Source organism: Haloarcula sp. K1 (genome assembly GCF_001647155.1).
GTDB lineage: Archaea > Halobacteriota > Halobacteria > Halobacteriales > Haloarculaceae > Haloarcula > Haloarcula hispanica.
This window is the reverse complement of sequence record NZ_LRHL01000015.1, coordinates 1-12,346: the sequence shown is the minus strand read 5'-3', so window position 1 is coordinate 12,346 and position 12,346 is coordinate 1. Positions and strand designations below refer to the sequence as shown.

Below are 12,346 nucleotides of genomic sequence, written 5' to 3'. Positions count from 1 at the left end.
CCAACGGAGACATGAACAGTTCTGTCGAAATGGACTCCCAGACGGCAGCGTACATCAAAACAACGTAGACGGACGCAATGGCTGTCGACAGTCGCCATCGAACTCCTGCCACGAGCCCGGCCAGTGGGAGGCCGTAGAACGCTATATCACCCACAAGCGAGGACAAGAAGTATGAGATACCAAACGCACAGAAGTATGTTAGAAACATCGCTGTACCTCCGATAGATGCGACGAATAGCCGTCGCCACCCAGCACGCTCGTCGGTGTCATCCTGGACGGACTGCTCGTCGCTTTCCTCGGCCGTCGTGTTGACTGCAAGAGGACTCTTCGACTGTGTCTGGATGTGGCTGGGCTCCGAACGAGGGCCATTGCGAGACTGCCCGTTGGCCTCCGTTTCGCCCTCGACTTCCTCAGTGATCGGGACTTCGCTCTGCAACGCAAGCACTCTGTGGGAGTCCGTTTCGGGACTGCTTGCTGGCTCTTGGTTCGCTGACTCTGGCAGATTTAAGCGTCCCGTCTGCTTGATATCGATTTCGCAGAACGAGCACACTGTCAGGAGGTTCGTGGTCTTGTTTGTCCCGCCGTTCTCGGCGGGGATTCGTCGCACGACCTCCAAATCCTCCGCGGGGAACCGCGTCCCGCAGTTGGTGCAAGTGTTGTTGTCCAACTGCTTCCGGAAGACGATCCGGTACGCCCAGTCTGGTGGGTAGTCACCCCGGTAGTTGTCAGGGTCGTCGTACTGCGATTCGATGCCTTCCTTCATTCTGATGGACACTTCCGCTCGTCTCCGTATTTAAGTCGCGGGGTCGTTTTGTGCCGCGCCTGCCAGCTGGGCGCGCCGCTGGGCGCGCTCGGTGTTTTCCATGTCCTCTGAGGCGCGACACTCTTGGTCAGCGGCGGCTGTCGGCGATGCACAGCAGGCTGAGTACATCGGGTTCCTTCACCGGGAGCCGTTCGTAATCGATGCTTACCGGCTTGGATTCGCCGTCGGCGTTCGCGAGGACTACACCTACCAGTCCTCGCTACGGAACGTCGACGTCCCGATTGAGATTCTAGACAACGATTTTCGGAATCCAGACTTGGACCGGTACATTGAGCGCTTCGAGCAGTACGAGCCGTCAGTCGGGATGCTCGGGGACGCATACGACCGGCAAGAAGCGCGCCGGTACAACCAAGCCGCACGGGAGCTGAAACGGAAGTTTCCGGGGACGGAAGCTATCATCGTCCCGAAGTGCCGCGACGCAATCGACGTGATCGACGAAGACATGATCTTGGGCTATCCGATGGGCTACTCCGACCAGACGGCCGACGAGTACACGGATATTGTGGACTGGCGGGGGCGGCGCGTGCATCTGCTGGGGGCAAGTCCGACAAAGCAGTATCCGGTGATCGAGGAGCTAACACAGCCGCGTGTGACCGGTGAGGAACCAGCCGATATCGTTGGCGTCGACTGGAACGGGGTTCATCTGGCGGCGCTTCACGGCGAGTACTTCTCACCACACGGCTACGCGAGTGCGGACCACCTCTCGATACGGGAGACGGTTCAACAGAGCTTGCGGCACATCCGGTCATACTGGAAATCGCGGGGTGTGTGGCCGACCGTGGAGACAGACCGGAGCGCGCTAACAGCGGAACCGATGGACCCCGTCTGGGCTGCTGACGGTTCGAGAGCAACTGTAAATGGTCTTGAGGATGCGATTGTCGTCGAGTATGAGAACGGACAGACGCTCGCGTACCGGAGCCAACACGAGCGAGACAGAGTAGAGTACCGGGCAGGACTCACTCCCAGTGAAGTTCACGGCTAGAGCCGAACGTGTCGTCTCAGAGAGTTTTGTGACTCCTGGTGGGGTGAGGGAGTTCCAGTTATGAGCGCGAAACCGTCACAGGAGACGGCACCACAGTACAGTTGTCCGAATTGCGGTTGCACGAAGGCACGAGACTACGGAAACGACGGTACGAGAGAGTGTTCGGGATGCGGACGCGACGCGACACCAGACCGGAAGAACTACCGTGCAATTTTGGATCCAAGCAAAATTATACCTGAGTCAGTTGACGCACCTGTTCACCATCCAGAGAAACACCTGTCCGAAGCGTTGCCAGACGGCCACAACTACTGACTCTGACTGTAGTTTTGTGACTCCCTTTCTGGGTGAGGGAGATACAGATGACGACCACACAGACTGAGCGGACTCGTGGCCGCTTCGTACTGATTGGATGCGGCGATGCGAAAACCGACCAGCCAGTTGCAGTTCGCGATCTCTACACTTCGTCGTACTTCTCGGTCAAACGATCGTATGCCGAGGCAGCTGTCCAGTGGGCTCGAACTGCTGACCGACGAGCGAACACTTGGGCGGTTCTCTCTGCAGAACACGGGATCTTGATGCCCCGGCAGACGGTCGCCCCGTACGATACGACCATTGAGGACCTGCGCGGCGAACCCATCGAGGGAGAGCCACATTACCGGCTGCCGTCAGGGGACCGAGTTGAGAGCCGACTAGATCAGTGGGCGCTCCGTGTCCACTCATCACTGGGCGATTGGCTCCGGCGGCCATACGCTGCCGATCAGCAGGAGTCCCCCTGTCGGGAGTTGGTCGTTCTGGCCGGCAGCGACTATGTCGACGCGCTGCGTAAGCGCGGCATCTTCGACGGACGACCAACTGCGATTCGGACTGGACGAGAGACGTACACTGCCCTTCCGCCGAAAGCGACAGTTCGCTTCCCTTTCCATGAGCGTGACTTCGACGGGATGTTCGACCAGATGGGGTGGCTCTCGGACCGCGCCGAAGAACTCTCGTCAGCAGCGGCTCCAGCTCGACGATCAGAACTCTCGGCCTTTGACGGCGGCTTCGAGCGCGATTCTGCTACGTGGCAAACAGGCCACAGTGGCGTCGACGTCGAGGGGACTGAGCAGGCAGGGCTGAATGCATTCGAGAACGTCCCCGAACGGTTCCTTGCCACGAGACAAACGAGTCTTGCGACCGACGGCGGGGAAGGAGAACAGGGTGGATAGCACGCAAACCCACGATACCGACTGTGTTAACCAACACTCATCGCTTCTGTTGGTTANNCCAACGGCGACCCGTTCACCGCACCCCTCGGGATTCGATTTGCCGATCATGTCGCCGTGGAGCCAATCGACAGAGAGACAGCAGCCGCCGTCTACGAGGCGCATCACTCTTATATGGGGTCGCTGCCGTCGGTCAACCTCACCCACCACGGGCTGTACTTTCAGGACTCGTTGGTCGGGGCTATCACGTACCGGTATCCACTGATTTCGAAGAAGCGAATCCGGTACGGCGTCGACGGCCAGCTCTGTCCCGAGCCCGTCGAGATCGACAGTCTTCCCACGGAGATCAGAGCAACCGCCCGCCAGGTGCTTCCGTCGACGGACACACCAGTCGTTGACAGCGAAGTGGTATCCGGCGACTCACTCGTCGAGGCTGCGCGGATTTGCATGGGCGTTCGGATGCCGAACCTCGCGTCGGCGGCGCTGGCTCGCTCACAGGAGCGATTCTTGCAGGCTGACGACCGTGACACTCGCTTCTTGTTGACGTGGGTGCGCTCGGACTACGACGGCGCGATGGTTCGAGCGCTACAAGACAAGGGCTGGACCTGTACGGGCTATCGAGAACCAGGGCAGGCAAGCAATCGCGAGAACAAGCCGATTCGTGAGCGATACAAGTGGCGCTTTCTCTGTCCCGTGGACACTGCTCGCGAGCAGTCAACACTTGCACGGTGGTCTCAGTGACCGACGTCCAGCCCGAGGCAACGGCTGAGTGCTGTCGGTTCTGCGGAGAGAGGGCTGATATCTCCGGCGAGGCGTACACGTATGTCCGGTGGCCCGACGAAGTGGACCGAGAAGACGGCGTGTTCCGGTTTGCGATTTGCCGGGAGTGTGCGCTTCAGGACCGCGACAACGTCGAACAGGCCGCTTCGCTCTTCCACGAGGCAGATCGGGACTATCTGCTTACCTGCGATGTCTGTGGAGCTGTTGGCTGCCAGTCTGCCAGTACTCGTCGGCCAGCAGCGGAGACGTATCGACTCGCGAGCGTTATCTCCTGGTCGGTGACAATCAACGGCTTCGACGGGGCAACACACTCTTGCAGTGAGTGCAGTCCTATCCTGCCGGTCGACTGTGTGAAACGCCCTGACCGGACATACGATGGCGGAGTGCCGCGTCTCGTTGAACCGCCGTTTGATGCAGTTGCGAAGACAGCAGGCGATGCTCCGGCAGACAGTACACAGGTCGAGATCGGCGGGTGGACTGGGTAGTCAGTGGTAGTTCCACGAAACCGGTGGGTCTGGTCCGCTAATGAGCAGTACAGAGCGTTTCCTTTTCAGACAAAGGGGGAGTTTGTCTGTGGACTGCGTCCGGTAATGAACGGTGTCAAGAAGACCAGAACACCACCAACTGCGGCGACAGTGATGCCAAGACCGAATGGAAGTATCGTCAGTGTAGCGGGGTCATACGTCATCTCGAACGAATAGACTGTACCTTGGTACTGGACGGCGTTATTAGCGAACGTACTCAAGGTGGCATCTTCAACTGGGGCTGCTCCGCCATCATTCACTCGATCAAATACTTCTTTCTCCGCCGAAGTAAGATCCGAATACGGCACCGTTGGTTCATTTGTATCAGGGACGGACTGGTCAATCTGAACCATGTAGGGTGTAGATTGTATCTCACCGTATGCAGCAAATCCCGTTGTTGCAATCCCGATGATGAACAACCCGATACCAGCGGCTTGGAGGGTGGGGCGAAGTCGTGGAGAGGGACTCATTAAAACATTATTCAATTTACCAATTATATCAAACTTTTCACCGAGCGCTGGTCGGGAATCGATGGGTTCGCAGGCTTGTTGAGCAGGTATTTCAGCCAACGCAGTAAGCACAAAACTCCAGTCACAGCGGTAGCGAGTCCCAATTTTGTGTTCCTCTGGCGGGTGAGAGGATGTCTCGAAATATGTCCTGCCGTCGTTCGGAAGACCTGTCTCAGCCAACCACCTCGCGGTTCGTCGAGTCCATTGCGACAACTGTTCGAGGGCAGTCTGACAGCGCCGATGTTGAGGCGGTCGTCCTCCGTGCGGTGGCCCAGCGCTCAGACAGCATTGACCTGCCGGACATACTCGAACTTCGCTCGCTCCTGAACGTCGACGGTGAGCAGACAGACACGCTAGAGGAACAGGTCACAACCATCATCAGCGCCGTCGATGCCGAACTCGCTGGTTGGGACTGCCGGGAGGCCTGCGCATGAACTCAGCAGGAACAGCCACGTTGGGTGATTTCGGCGCTGGTGGCCCACGCTCGGATGCGCTGATTGACAAGCAAAGCGCGGCACAAGAGGCCTCTGCGGGCGAGTGGGAATTTCTCGCCGCTGGCAACGACACGATCGGCTGGCACATCCCCGACACTGGAGCGACAGTCTTGCTTAAACACAGTGACGCTGGCTGGACGCTCGAACGGGCGACCAAACTAGTCGGGACGCGAAGCACACTCGATGCTGGGCTGGAGCTTGCCAGTTCATACATGGCAGACAGACCGGAGGGAGCCTCGACATGGCGATGATCGAGCGCGAGCAGTGGCGTCGCGAGGAACGCCACCGTGTTCCGGCAGCACTGGCACGCGCCTGGTTCTGGCAGTCGGTTGCGCCGCACAAGGTCGGCTTCTGGGAGGCCGTCGACGAGACGCTTCTGGCTCACTACCCGGGCTGTCGGTACAAACGCAGGACGACACTCGATGACTTCCGAGAGGAGGATTCATGAGCGACACTCCTGACCCAATTCTCGACAAACTCCCTCCAGAGCGGTTGCTGGACGCCGATCATCTCCAGCCAATCGTCGCCGGCATCAACTGTATGCACTCAATGGAGACGGTCAAGCGGTATCTCGCCTACGAAAACAAGCACGAGAACCGGACGCCAGTCCAGTCTCGCCTTCGAGAGCGGGCACGCGAGATCCGTCGCGATGAATCGGATACCGAGGAGCAAGCCATCGTGTGATTTCTGTGCCCCAGCGGGACGAGGGGCGTCCCACAGAGGGCGTGCCGCCAACCGATCATGAGTAAGAACAAGACAGACGAGACGGCTGTACAGCAGTGCGACGACCTCGATATCGACCCTGATGCCGTGGATATCGGTGATGGACTGAAAACGACCGAGGGCACGTCTGCACTCGCCGTCGTCGGTGTTGACGCTGAAAAGGAGCGGGTGAAGGTGTACCCCCCGTCCGGCGAGCTGACGGTCAATCGCTGGGTGAGCATGGACCTGTTCAGCGTCCACTCCCCGAACGAGGACATCCAGACCGACGCCGACCGGGAAGCGTGGTTGAACGAGACGCTGCCGAAGAAGGCCACGCATATCGACGGCAACGTGTACCCACTCAGGTACGCCATCGACGAGGACGGGAACGTAATCGCGGAATAATCGAGGAGCCGTACCACCCTCTCTTTCGCTCACTCTCACGCTCACGGTTCCCGAGCGCTTGCGCTCGGGGGACACGCTCCACCTTGGACCGGCAGGCCGGTCCGGCGGTCCCGCTTCTGGAGGCAGGTAAGGCTCATCGCGATGAATCGGGTGGCAGGGAACGAGCCGCCGTGTATTTTCTGTGCCCCAGCGGGGTGAGGGGCGTTCCATAGAGGGCGCTCTGCTGACCGATCATGAGTAAGAACAAGACGGACAAGACGGCTGCACAGCAGTACGACAACTACCCCGATCCCGACGCCATCGTTCACTTTGGCGATGTCTCGGAGGAACTGGTTGAGTTGATCGAGGAAACGCTAGAAACGTCCAAGTTCCTGTCGACCTCTCGCGACGACCTGCCGGAAACGACGCTGCTCGTCGAGGCGGTCGAAAATGAGTGACGACCAGCTGTTCATCGTCGTGGAGGGTGTCGGGCCAGCAGATTTTCCTGAGAACGAGGCGAGTTCCAACAAGCAAGACGAGGCCGTTGCTCTCGCGAACGACATACACGACCTAATTCGTGAGGAGTACGGCAAGGAAGAGGTCGAGGGCGTCATCCCGGTGGTCAATCCCGACGCCCACGAGCAGATGCAGGCGACAGAACTCTGACCGGGCGGTGAGAAGGCAGTTTCTTTAGCCATGGTGCTGGCTGCAACGCCCGCTCAGTAAGCGTGCGAACTTAGCAAAACAAGTGACAAAGCCTATTCAAGTATCCTTTCAACGGTGCTGTATGATTGAGCGGCAAGAACGGAACATACGGCGAGACGGAGCTCTCTTTCTGCTCGGCTTCGCTGGCATAATCCTCGTTGAAGTCGTAGCATCATCAGCGCCGGTCGGAAGTGAGGAGACAGTAGTTCATGGCCTCCTCTTCGGTTGCTCAACCGGGATAATGCTTTCCGGTGTTTTTCGTGCTACCAGCAAACAAGCCCTTTACTCAACGCTCGCACTGGGGGTCGGTTTTGCCCTTGGTGCTGTTATCGACCTATTCTGAGTCGGGTCTATGTAACCCGCGGTAAGTGGTTCACTGCACTGCGCACTCCTACCCGGGAATAGATTCACTCCCCTCACAACAACTCTAATCCCCGAATTTTCTGCGCCCCAGCGGGGTGAGGGGCGTCCCACAGAGGGCGTGCCGCCTGTCATTCATGGCTACCACAGAATCCCGTAGCGACGCCGACAGCATCGACGAGAGCGAACTGGAGGAGGCTGACCCGAACAACCGGACCGTTCGGGCGCTGACCGAAGTGATGACGGTGTTGGAGTCGATTGGTCGGGCACGAAACGCTGCCGACCTCTTCTTGGTCAACTCCGGTTCCGGCTCAGAGTACCTTGTCGACACTCGGACAGGGAGTTGTGAGTGCAAGTGGAAGCAGTACAACCCCGACAAGGAGTGTAAGCACCAGAAACGAGTCGCCTTCGCCACCGGTGAGCGACCTATCCCGCAGTGGGTTGACGACGGCGCTCTGGACGACCAGTTTGGGCTGCACGTCGACGGCGACCCTCGGAAAGCAGTCGCTGACGGCGGAGTCATGCAGGTCCGGTTCGACGACGGCGGCGTCACGGACCCCAACGAGGACCCCTTGGCTGTCTCTTCTGAGGATGAACCACGCACGAAACGAGCGAAGCAGGAAGATATCGACGTTTCCTTTCTCGCAAAGCCCGGTCGGTACGAGGTCCACTCAGCGTCGGATAGCCGGTACGAGGTCGATGTGCTTGAGGAGACGTGCAGCTGTCCCGATGTCGCCGAGCGATGCAAGCACCGTCGCCGGGTCGAGATCGAGATCGACGCCCAGCGAGTCCCCCGCCCGGATGGAAAATTGCCAGACGCCTAACCGGGCGCCACAGCGTGTTTTCTGCCCCTCGGGTCAGGTGAGAGGATGTCTCGAAATATGTCTTCACAAACTGTCCAGACGGCGTTGTCTGCAGCTACGCCGGGCTGTCCCGAGTGTGGCGGCGAACTCGACAGCACCGGCCGAGAAACGCACTGCGAGGACTGTGGCCTGGTGACCGACCAAAACCGGATCGACCGCAGGCCAGCATGGCGGACGTACGACAAGGAGGAACAGCAGCGCACGGGCGCACCCCGGACGGCCACTCGGCATGACCAAGGCCTGTCGACGAACATCGGCTCGCTTGAGAGTGCAGACATCTCTCCGAGACGGCGTCGACGGCTTGCTCGCCAGCGGCGGCTCCACGGCCGGTCGAAGTTCACCAGCAAGCGCGACCGGAATCTCGCTCACGGGCTTGGCGAAATCCGACGCATCGCGAGTGCGCTGTCTGAGAGCAACGCGGTGAAAGAGCAGGCATCAACGCTCTTCAAGGAAGCCCAAGACAAGGACCTCCTGATCGGACGGTCGATTGAGGGCGGTGCAGCGGCCGCTGTGTACGCCGCCTGCCGGTGCAATGGCCTCGTGACGATGGATACGGTAGCCGATGTTGCCCGGTGTTCTGCATCGCACGTCTGGAACTGCTACCGGACGTTCTTGGTGGAACTCGATCTCCCAATCCCAGTGTCGCTCCCGGTGGACTGGGTGGCACGGATTTGTTCAGACCTTCCATTCGACGTTGCCCCGGAGATTCGCCAGCGGGCGCTCGAACTAGCGGAGCAGGCGACCGAGTCCACTGAGGTCAATGGACGACCAGACGGTATCGCAGCCGGCGCTCTATATCTCGCCGGGAAAGAGTCAGACATCCGGCTCACGCAGGCGACGATCTGCGAGCCGCTGGATGTGCATATAACCACGGCCCGCCAGTGGTTCCAAGAAATCGAGGAGCATATCGTTGCGTGACCGCTCGCGACCGTTGTTTTGCGTGCCCCGGCGAGGGTGCAGGGCGAGCCAGCAAGCACGTCCTGAGAGAGACATATGTCAGTTACTGATACTCCAGAATCGGCGGCACAGCACGGCTCTTCGAGTGTTTTTGCGTCGGTCCCAGCGCCACGGTCGCCAACGAAAGTCGCATCGTTTGTCGAACGAGTCCTTGTCGAACTTCGCCACGAAGCCGTGGCTGCTCGGTACGTGACTGATCTAGACCGGGCTGGAGCGACGACAATCTGGTGCCGGGTCGAGCACACGCCGTTGGACGTCGACGCAGAGTACGTTCAGATTCGAGACGACCCACGATTGGGTGTTGACGTCGAGCCGTGTTCGCAGGCGACGGTTCGAGAACGACTGTGCCAGTGTCTTGACCACGACCGGACTGGGCGCGTCGACGTTCGGCCGCTGGCCGACGTTTCGATGAGCGACGACTGATTTAGCTCGATTGGGCTTTAGTGAATCGCTATAGGGAAGCCGATTTCTCTGCTAATGAGTTGCTGTGGCAGTTCCTCAAACGTTTTGAATACTCCAGATGTCGCAGATTATTTCAGCCATATCTTCACTCCGCTCTGTAATCTGCTCTATCCCCCATTCATCGTACTCATCTGCGATTGCTTGCGTCATCAGAAAGTCCGTCCTTTCTGTGTAGATGTCGCACTTCTGTTTGAACGGTCTATCTGATGCTGTCTGGTTTACGCTATTCTCTAGTAGCGTTAGATTTCCTATACGGTTCTTGTATTCCTCAAACTCCTCCTCAGAGCAGTCAAGATACTGAATCCACGAACTGTATTTCTCAGCGTTCCACACTTGACGAGGAGCTATGTGTTCAATATCAACCGTACTTCGGTCTTGAACTCCTTTCCCGCTCCCTGACCGCATATAGTGTTCTTCCTCTATCCTATCCAAAATGTACTTCGTGAAGTCGTTGGTCTTGAACTCTTGATTAGGGATTTTCTCTTCGAGGATAGTATCTGTCGGAGCACGGTCTTTCATCACACGCCGAAGGTATCTGTTCGGGTCGTTGCTCCGATCTATCTGTGAGCAAGTACGAGACCAGAATCTATCTCGACTCGTGTTGGAGTCTCGCCCTCCAATTTTCGCTCGAATATTAAATACTTCCAGAATGTTGAGTGCTTCAATCACATCGTCAGCATCATCGTATTCGCTGACGATTTTAAGCAGCAGAGTCCGTATACGGTTGTTTTTGATTTGAGTGGATACCAGCTTAGAGTTGAGTTCCTGTAATTTTTTGGGTTTGTATCCATTGCTGACTTCTCCATTGACGACATCAACATACAATTCAGCCTTCTCTAGCATATCTTCCAAGATTTCTTCAACCGCGATGTCCTCTTCTTCAAGCTTGTATTCAAGCAGCTCATCAACGTAGTCGTAGAGCTTTCGCTTCGACACGTTGTCGTTGACTTGCGGCGTCGAGATAGACATGAAATAGTGAGTGAAAAATCGGTAGTTCTGAGATAGCTCGGGGCGGATGACCGTCATAATCTCTTCCCAGAGATTCTTCACTCGTGTCTCGTCAATCTCGGAGTTCTCGTTTGCCTCCATAAAGAGACGGTTCTTCACTAAGTCAACTGCCCCGAGATCAAGACCCTTGTCGTTCAGGCTTTCGAACAGACGGAAAGCAGAGATTTCACTACCACACTCGATTTGAACGAGGTTTATCGAATGAATGAGCTCGTCGTATATCTCCTGAACTTTATTTGCATCTAACTCAGAGAGTTTCTTCGTGTAGTATTCGTATGCCTCCCCAATCTGAGAATCATCTAACAGATCGGTATTGCCATCGAGAACCTTTTTATAATCTGGATTGTGGAACTTATTCAGTTTGAGCTTCTGATAATCTTTCCCAGTGGTTCGACTCTGTATCTCCAGAAACTCTTGGACGAATCCTGCGATATCTTTATACTCTTCTTCCTGCTCAAATCGGTCTCGAATAGCACACAGAATAATAGATATCGTAGTCAGTCTTTGCTGACCGTCCACCAGTTCGAACTTCTTGATGTTCCCATCTCGTCGCTCAATCACGACGAGTGAACCTATGAAGTGATTGTCTCTATCACGGGTCAAAGCATAGAGATCATCCCAGAGTTCACCCCATTGGTCTTTATCCCAAGCGTATTCCCGCTGGTAGTCCGGGACCTCTATCTGATGGGAGCCTTCTAAGATTTCACTAATATCGTAATCATCCGCATCTAAATTAAATCCCTGTGTGGACATTCTGGCAATCAATTACATTCGAGAGTATATAAATATCAGTACCAAACAGTAGTCTTTAGCTTCGATGCTACGGTCAAACAATGAAGTCAACAAGGCTTCTCTGTAGGATTTCTCCAGGTACACCCGCGGACAGTGCAACGACACACCGCATACTCGACGAAGCCGCCACTCCTTCGAGGGTGGCGGCTTCGCCTCAACCACCAATAGCATTTTGAGCTAACTGAACGACTTTGCTCGTAAAGCGGGAAATATGCGATATGAATCATCGGTGGTTTCCCGCTTCACCTCCCTCGTTCTAACGGTCGAACCCGACGCCATCCAGCGATTCACCAGAGCCCTTAATTGTCTCTCCTGTTTGCAGACAGGAGCCGAGTGTTGATCACAGAGCATCTATACAGTCAGCAATTCGTAGTCAATCAGAGATGGAATTTCAGCAGAAGATGGGAGTGATAGTCTCTGCGAGTGTTACATTGGCGTCTATTTTTTGGCTTCCACTTCCAGAATATAGATTCACTCTGTGGGTTCTAGCAATAGTCTTGATTGGTGGCGATGCATTCACAACTAGTCTCTTCCCATATTTCAATGAAGAGGAGCAAGATGGGGTCACACGGCGACTGTGCGGGGCACAGCCGACTCTTTTCTGCATGGTCATTACCAGATTACCCATTCTCAGTTCCGCAGCTCTGCTCTACTTTGCTTGGATCAGGTCTGGATATATTATTAGCTATGGCGACGGTGCAGTTCCTCCTGAAGTGATTCCATTTATGCTTGCGATCGGAGGGATGTACGCGATTGCATTCGTCTTTAGCTAAGACTCACACCTCGGTTGTGTAGCGGT

The 12,346-nt window shown here is 56.5% G+C and carries 17 protein-coding genes and 2 pseudogenes; 15 read left to right on the top strand and 4 right to left on the bottom strand.

Features of this window, described 5'->3' with window-relative positions; translation table 11 throughout:
• On the bottom strand, window positions 1–763 hold a 763-nt coding region (locus tag AV929_RS06510), incomplete at its 3' end, for a hypothetical protein (RefSeq protein WP_064287798.1).
• A gap of 100 nt (window positions 764–863) precedes the next feature.
• On the opposite strand from AV929_RS06510, the gene AV929_RS06505 reads away from it, so the two are divergent.
• From AV929_RS06505 to AV929_RS06490, 4 genes and pseudogenes are all read left to right on the top strand, one after another.
• Window positions 864–1,805: a DUF6610 family protein gene (locus AV929_RS06505; RefSeq protein WP_064287797.1), complete on the top strand. Its 942-nt coding sequence runs from the start codon at window positions 864–866 to the stop codon at window positions 1,803–1,805.
• 359 nt (window positions 1,806–2,164) lie between these two features.
• Window positions 2,165–3,010 carry a DUF6884 domain-containing protein gene (locus AV929_RS06500; RefSeq protein WP_064287796.1) on the top strand — a complete coding sequence of 282 codons (846 nt, stop codon included), beginning with the start codon at window positions 2,165–2,167 and terminating at the stop codon, window positions 3,008–3,010.
• Between the two features lie 60 nt (window positions 3,011–3,070).
• Window positions 3,071–3,748, top strand: a pseudogene (locus tag AV929_RS06495) (hypothetical protein); the annotation flags it as partial.
• On the top strand, window positions 3,745–4,272 hold the full coding sequence (locus tag AV929_RS06490) for a hypothetical protein (RefSeq protein ID WP_196219980.1): 528 nt from the start codon (window positions 3,745–3,747) through the stop codon (window positions 4,270–4,272). The pseudogene AV929_RS06495 and the gene AV929_RS06490, both read left to right, overlap by 4 nt.
• 65 nt (window positions 4,273–4,337) lie before the next feature.
• Here AV929_RS06490 and AV929_RS21775 read toward each other — a convergent pair whose 3' ends face one another.
• Window positions 4,338–4,880, bottom strand: coding sequence for a hypothetical protein (locus AV929_RS21775; RefSeq protein ID WP_155120730.1), 543 nt, complete (start codon window positions 4,878–4,880; stop codon window positions 4,338–4,340).
• Between the two features lie 83 nt (window positions 4,881–4,963).
• Here AV929_RS21775 and AV929_RS06480 point away from each other — a divergent pair, with 83 nt between their 5' ends.
• The 11 genes from AV929_RS06480 (at window position 4,964) to AV929_RS06430 (ending at window position 9,708) form a co-directional block, all read left to right on the top strand.
• A complete protein-coding gene (locus AV929_RS06480) occupies window positions 4,964–5,254 on the top strand; it encodes a hypothetical protein (RefSeq protein WP_064287792.1) in 291 nt (96 codons plus the stop codon).
• The gene (locus tag AV929_RS06475; RefSeq protein ID WP_064287791.1) at window positions 5,251–5,565 is read left to right on the top strand and encodes a hypothetical protein; all 315 of its coding nucleotides are present in this window, start codon (window positions 5,251–5,253) and stop codon (window positions 5,563–5,565) included. Before AV929_RS06480 ends, AV929_RS06475 begins: the two co-directional genes overlap by 4 nt.
• Entirely contained in the window at window positions 5,556–5,762 is a 207-nt protein-coding gene (locus AV929_RS06470) for a hypothetical protein (protein WP_064287790.1), read from the top strand. The genes AV929_RS06475 and AV929_RS06470 overlap by 10 nt, the downstream gene beginning before the upstream one ends.
• Complete coding sequence (locus AV929_RS06465; RefSeq protein ID WP_008313985.1) at window positions 5,759–5,998, top strand: hypothetical protein; 240 nt, start codon at window positions 5,759–5,761, stop codon at window positions 5,996–5,998. The genes AV929_RS06470 and AV929_RS06465 overlap by 4 nt, the downstream gene beginning before the upstream one ends.
• A gap of 57 nt (window positions 5,999–6,055) precedes the next feature.
• A complete protein-coding gene (locus AV929_RS06460) occupies window positions 6,056–6,421 on the top strand; it encodes a hypothetical protein (RefSeq protein WP_064287789.1) in 366 nt (121 codons plus the stop codon).
• 233 nt (window positions 6,422–6,654) lie between these two features.
• Window positions 6,655–6,858, top strand: a complete 204-nt coding sequence (locus tag AV929_RS06455) for a hypothetical protein (protein WP_064287788.1) — start codon at window positions 6,655–6,657, stop codon at window positions 6,856–6,858.
• Window positions 6,851–7,066, top strand: coding sequence for a hypothetical protein (locus tag AV929_RS06450; RefSeq protein WP_064287787.1), 216 nt, complete (start codon window positions 6,851–6,853; stop codon window positions 7,064–7,066). The genes AV929_RS06455 and AV929_RS06450 overlap by 8 nt, the downstream gene beginning before the upstream one ends.
• A 121-nt stretch (window positions 7,067–7,187) precedes the next feature.
• The gene (locus AV929_RS06445) at window positions 7,188–7,448 is read left to right on the top strand and encodes a hypothetical protein (protein ID WP_064287786.1); all 261 of its coding nucleotides are present in this window, start codon (window positions 7,188–7,190) and stop codon (window positions 7,446–7,448) included.
• Window positions 7,449–7,602: 154 nt separating this feature from the next.
• Window positions 7,603–8,289 carry a hypothetical protein gene (locus AV929_RS06440; protein ID WP_064287785.1) on the top strand — a complete coding sequence of 229 codons (687 nt, stop codon included), beginning with the start codon at window positions 7,603–7,605 and terminating at the stop codon, window positions 8,287–8,289.
• A gap of 57 nt (window positions 8,290–8,346) precedes the next feature.
• Complete coding sequence (locus AV929_RS06435; RefSeq protein ID WP_064287799.1) at window positions 8,347–9,246, top strand: transcription initiation factor IIB family protein; 900 nt, start codon at window positions 8,347–8,349, stop codon at window positions 9,244–9,246.
• 75 nt (window positions 9,247–9,321) lie between these two features.
• On the top strand, window positions 9,322–9,708 hold the full coding sequence (locus AV929_RS06430) for a hypothetical protein (RefSeq protein WP_064287784.1): 387 nt from the start codon (window positions 9,322–9,324) through the stop codon (window positions 9,706–9,708).
• A 75-nt stretch (window positions 9,709–9,783) separates the two neighbouring features.
• Here the strand turns inward: AV929_RS06430 and AV929_RS06425 are convergent, their stop codons facing one another.
• Window positions 9,784–11,508, bottom strand: a complete 1,725-nt coding sequence (locus AV929_RS06425) for a DUF262 domain-containing protein (RefSeq protein WP_064287783.1) — start codon at window positions 11,506–11,508, stop codon at window positions 9,784–9,786.
• Between the two features lie 90 nt (window positions 11,509–11,598).
• Window positions 11,599–11,767 (bottom strand): annotated as a pseudogene (locus AV929_RS21770) (IS5/IS1182 family transposase); the annotation flags it as partial.
• Window positions 11,768–12,346: the final 579 nt, after the last annotated feature.

Coding starts and splice junctions, on each gene's coding strand:
- AV929_RS06505 (WP_064287797.1), top strand. CDS start 864: ATGTCCTCTGAGGCGCGACACTCTTGGTCAGCGGCGGCTGTCGGCGAT.
- AV929_RS06500 (WP_064287796.1), top strand. CDS start 2,165: ATGACGACCACACAGACTGAGCGGACTCGTGGCCGCTTCGTACTGATT.
- AV929_RS06480 (WP_064287792.1), top strand. CDS start 4,964: ATGTCCTGCCGTCGTTCGGAAGACCTGTCTCAGCCAACCACCTCGCGG.
- AV929_RS06475 (WP_064287791.1), top strand. CDS start 5,251: ATGAACTCAGCAGGAACAGCCACGTTGGGTGATTTCGGCGCTGGTGGC.
- AV929_RS06470 (WP_064287790.1), top strand. CDS start 5,556: ATGGCGATGATCGAGCGCGAGCAGTGGCGTCGCGAGGAACGCCACCGT.
- AV929_RS06465 (WP_008313985.1), top strand. CDS start 5,759: ATGAGCGACACTCCTGACCCAATTCTCGACAAACTCCCTCCAGAGCGG.
- AV929_RS06460 (WP_064287789.1), top strand. CDS start 6,056: ATGAGTAAGAACAAGACAGACGAGACGGCTGTACAGCAGTGCGACGAC.
- AV929_RS06455 (WP_064287788.1), top strand. CDS start 6,655: ATGAGTAAGAACAAGACGGACAAGACGGCTGCACAGCAGTACGACAAC.
- AV929_RS06450 (WP_064287787.1), top strand. CDS start 6,851: ATGAGTGACGACCAGCTGTTCATCGTCGTGGAGGGTGTCGGGCCAGCA.
- AV929_RS06445 (WP_064287786.1), top strand. CDS start 7,188: ATGATTGAGCGGCAAGAACGGAACATACGGCGAGACGGAGCTCTCTTT.
- AV929_RS06440 (WP_064287785.1), top strand. CDS start 7,603: ATGGCTACCACAGAATCCCGTAGCGACGCCGACAGCATCGACGAGAGC.
- AV929_RS06435 (WP_064287799.1), top strand. CDS start 8,347: ATGTCTTCACAAACTGTCCAGACGGCGTTGTCTGCAGCTACGCCGGGC.
- AV929_RS06430 (WP_064287784.1), top strand. CDS start 9,322: ATGTCAGTTACTGATACTCCAGAATCGGCGGCACAGCACGGCTCTTCG.
- AV929_RS06425 (WP_064287783.1), bottom strand. CDS start 11,508: ATGTCCACACAGGGATTTAATTTAGATGCGGATGATTACGATATTAGT.